The organism is Vibrio sp. 10N.222.46.A1 (assembly GCF_041473595.1).
In the GTDB taxonomy this organism is placed as follows: domain Bacteria; phylum Pseudomonadota; class Gammaproteobacteria; order Enterobacterales; family Vibrionaceae; genus Vibrio; species Vibrio tasmaniensis_A.
Genome location: NZ_JBFRSN010000453.1, coordinates 1 through 2,906, shown reverse-complemented (window position 1 = coordinate 2,906; position 2,906 = coordinate 1). Strand labels below are relative to the sequence as shown.

Here is a 2,906-nt window from a genome sequence, read left to right as displayed (position 1 = left end):
GCCAATGACAGTTGGTCTGAGTTGCCGAAGGTTAGATCTAAACGGCCGTTTTGCAGATCCAGATACACTTCATCTTGCCCTGTGTAACGCTTAATGTTGGCAACACTGCCAAACTTATCCGTTACGTAGCGATCGTGAATCGTACCTTGCTGAACACCGATGGTTTTGCCCGTTAAGCCAGCCTCATCAACGCTGAACTCCGCGCTTTTAGCAGCAACAAACACGGCTGGTGTTTGGTAGTACTTATCAGTAAATAAGATTTTACGCTTACGCTCTTCAGTAATGCGCATCGAAGCCATAATCACATCTGACTTTCTTGCCAATAAGCTTGGAATTAGCGAGTCCCAGCTTTGTGAAACCCAAGTACAATCGAGTTTGGCTTGCTCACACAGTGCATCAGCTATCTCAATATCAAACCCGACAGGCACACCGTCACTGTTTTTATAGTTGAATGGCGGATACGTAAAGTCTGACGCCAAACGGATTTCTTTCGCCTGTACCGTTGTACCAAGTAAAGCTGCCGCACAAGCGAGTCCTAGTATTATCTTTTTCATCATTGCCATCCTAGATATGATCTTTATCGAGTTGAGTTTGAGTTTCTATATATTGTTCTTGTTGCTCCTGTCGCTTCTGCTGATCTTGTTGATTCTGTTGCAGCTCGGTTTGGTAGCGTGTTAGTGACGTTATCACTTCTAGCATGCTCTCTTGGCTACCAATACTGATTCGTACACAGTTACGCAAAGCAGGTTCGTGGTTTTGGTTCCTTGTCACAATGCCATCCTTCGCCAATACGCTAAACACATGGTGCCCCGGTTTTTGACGTAGCAAAACGAAATTGGTCGATGACGGATAAACCTGTTCTATAAATTCAAACCGCGTTAGCTCACAAGCAAACCGATTACGCAATTCGACCAACTTTAACGTCGCGCTTTCCATCAACGCAATTCGTTCATCAGACAATGCGTCTAGTACAATTTGAGATGAGCAATCTGGCATCGGATACGGTGGAATTAATTTAGCTACATACTGCATCACATTTTGACTCGCTAAGATAAAGCCACAACGTACGGCTGCGAGTCCAAACGCCTTAGACAAGGTGCGAATCACAACCAAATGCGGATAACGCTCAATAAGACTCACCGCTGATGTTTGCGGTTCAAACTCAATATACGCCTCATCCACCACAACCAGAGATTTACCCTGAGTTCCCTCAAGAACCTGAATCAAATCCAATTTAGGGATCACATTGCCCGTAGGGTTGTTTGGTGAGCAAAGAAACACGATATTAGCCAATTCCGCTTTATTCACTATATCAGCGACGTTAAGGCTGAAGTCTTCCTGCAATGGGGAGTCCAAGGTATTTATCGCCAATGCATCGGCGCAAAACTCATACATAGCATACGTTGGAGAACAGATAAGTATGTTGTCGCTCGCCGGCTTACAGAATGTTCTAATCAGCAAATCAATCGCTTCATCTGCACCACGGACAGCAACCGTCGCGGCATCAGTGCCACAGTAACCTTGGTAAGCCTTAGCAATATCTTGTGGTAAGAAGTCTGGGTATCGATTGTGACTCGCTTCTCCTTGAAACAACGAGCTTTCCAATTCATTGGCGTTTAGCCAGACACGTCCATCACCACCAATTCTTCTTGCCGATTGATAAGGTATTAATTTTTTTACAGCCTGAGGTACTAAGCTATCAATAAAAGATGTCAAGAAGCTATCCCTTTCACAAAATCACAACGTCTTCATCATTGCCTTCATATTCAATAAATGCGACCTATACACATATTAAATCACAAATGATGATTAAGTACTTACATTCAAACAGAACACTATTGATAAATGAATCGAAATAATCACATAATAGCCATGATAAAAAATCATAGGTAAAGATATGAATCGCACACTTCCTTCAACTAAAACCTTGCTCGCGTTCTTGTCGACGGCAAGGCACCTCAATTTTACGCGAGCGGCACATGAGCTGAATGTTACGCAAGGTGCAGTGAGTCGTCAGGTATTGTCGTTTGAAGAAAGTCTCGGGTGCGATCTTTTCTACCGACATGCTCGCGGGTTGTCATTAACACCTAAGGGAGAAGAACTGGTTCCGCTGATTCAAGATACCATCCAACAACTGCAATCGGCGTTAAATCAAGTTGCCAGCTCTCCATCGAAGATCAAGCTCAACGCACCAAGTTGTATTACCTCTTGGCTGCTACCCAAGTTGATGTCTTTTCAGCAAGCCTATCCTGAAATTGATGTCGAACTCACGTCGACCATCAAGCACGTTTTTGAACCAAGCTTTGACCCGTTTGACGCCGTAATCACCTATGGTAAGAAGCCAAGCCAACAATCGATAGTGAGCCAGTTATTGTTCAACGAGCAACTGGCTCCGGTCTGCCAAGCTCAAAGCATTACGCAAAGCCATCTTGTAAGTAGCGCTTCTACTATCATCAAGCCACACAAGCTCGCTCAATACACTTGGTTACACGCCAACAATGAGCAGAGTGATTGGCGACTTTGGTTAGAGCACATAGGAAGTCATGACCTTTCAAGTAAGAACAACCAACAATTCGCGACACTTGATCAAGCGATGAACGCAGCCATTCAAGGGTTTGGTATTGCCATAGGCGACATCACGCTGGCCAAGCAAGATATTGATTTGGGTAGATTGGTGAAAGTGAGTGAAGGCAGTGTCTTCTCTGGAAATGGTTACTTCTTACTGCAACCCAAGAATCGACAAAATACATCCTTATCTACGCTGGTTGATTGGCTCGTCGATTAGCGGCAATCATCTTGGGTAAGCCCCCACTGTAGCTTTAATAGATCGTCATAATGAGAATTTTACCATTCTCAAAATGAAACTATTTTACGCTCGCTGCGTATTGGTATCTATAGAATAGAAC

3 protein-coding genes are annotated in these 2,906 nt (G+C 44.0%); 1 reads left to right on the top strand and 2 read right to left on the bottom strand.

The genetic code is table 11. The annotated features are described in order from the left end of the window. The coding region (locus AB4496_RS13800; RefSeq protein WP_372131164.1) for a transporter substrate-binding domain-containing protein at positions 1-554 on the bottom strand (554 nt) is incomplete at its 3' end. 10 nt (positions 555-564) lie between these two features. Next, a complete protein-coding gene (hisC, locus tag AB4496_RS13795) occupies positions 565-1,716 on the bottom strand; it encodes a histidinol-phosphate transaminase (RefSeq protein WP_009846430.1) in 1,152 nt (383 codons plus the stop codon). 181 nt (positions 1,717-1,897) lie between these two features. Here hisC and AB4496_RS13790 point away from each other — a divergent pair, with 181 nt between their 5' ends. Next, positions 1,898-2,785: a LysR substrate-binding domain-containing protein gene (locus AB4496_RS13790; protein ID WP_009846429.1), complete on the top strand. Its 888-nt coding sequence runs from the start codon at positions 1,898-1,900 to the stop codon at positions 2,783-2,785. Positions 2,786-2,906: the final 121 nt, after the last annotated feature.

What these genes read in the sequence shown, in the direction of transcription:
- AB4496_RS13790 (WP_009846429.1), top strand. Translation starts at nt 1,898, where the DNA reads ATGAATCGCACACTTCCTTCAACTAAAACCTTGCTCGCGTTCTTGTCG.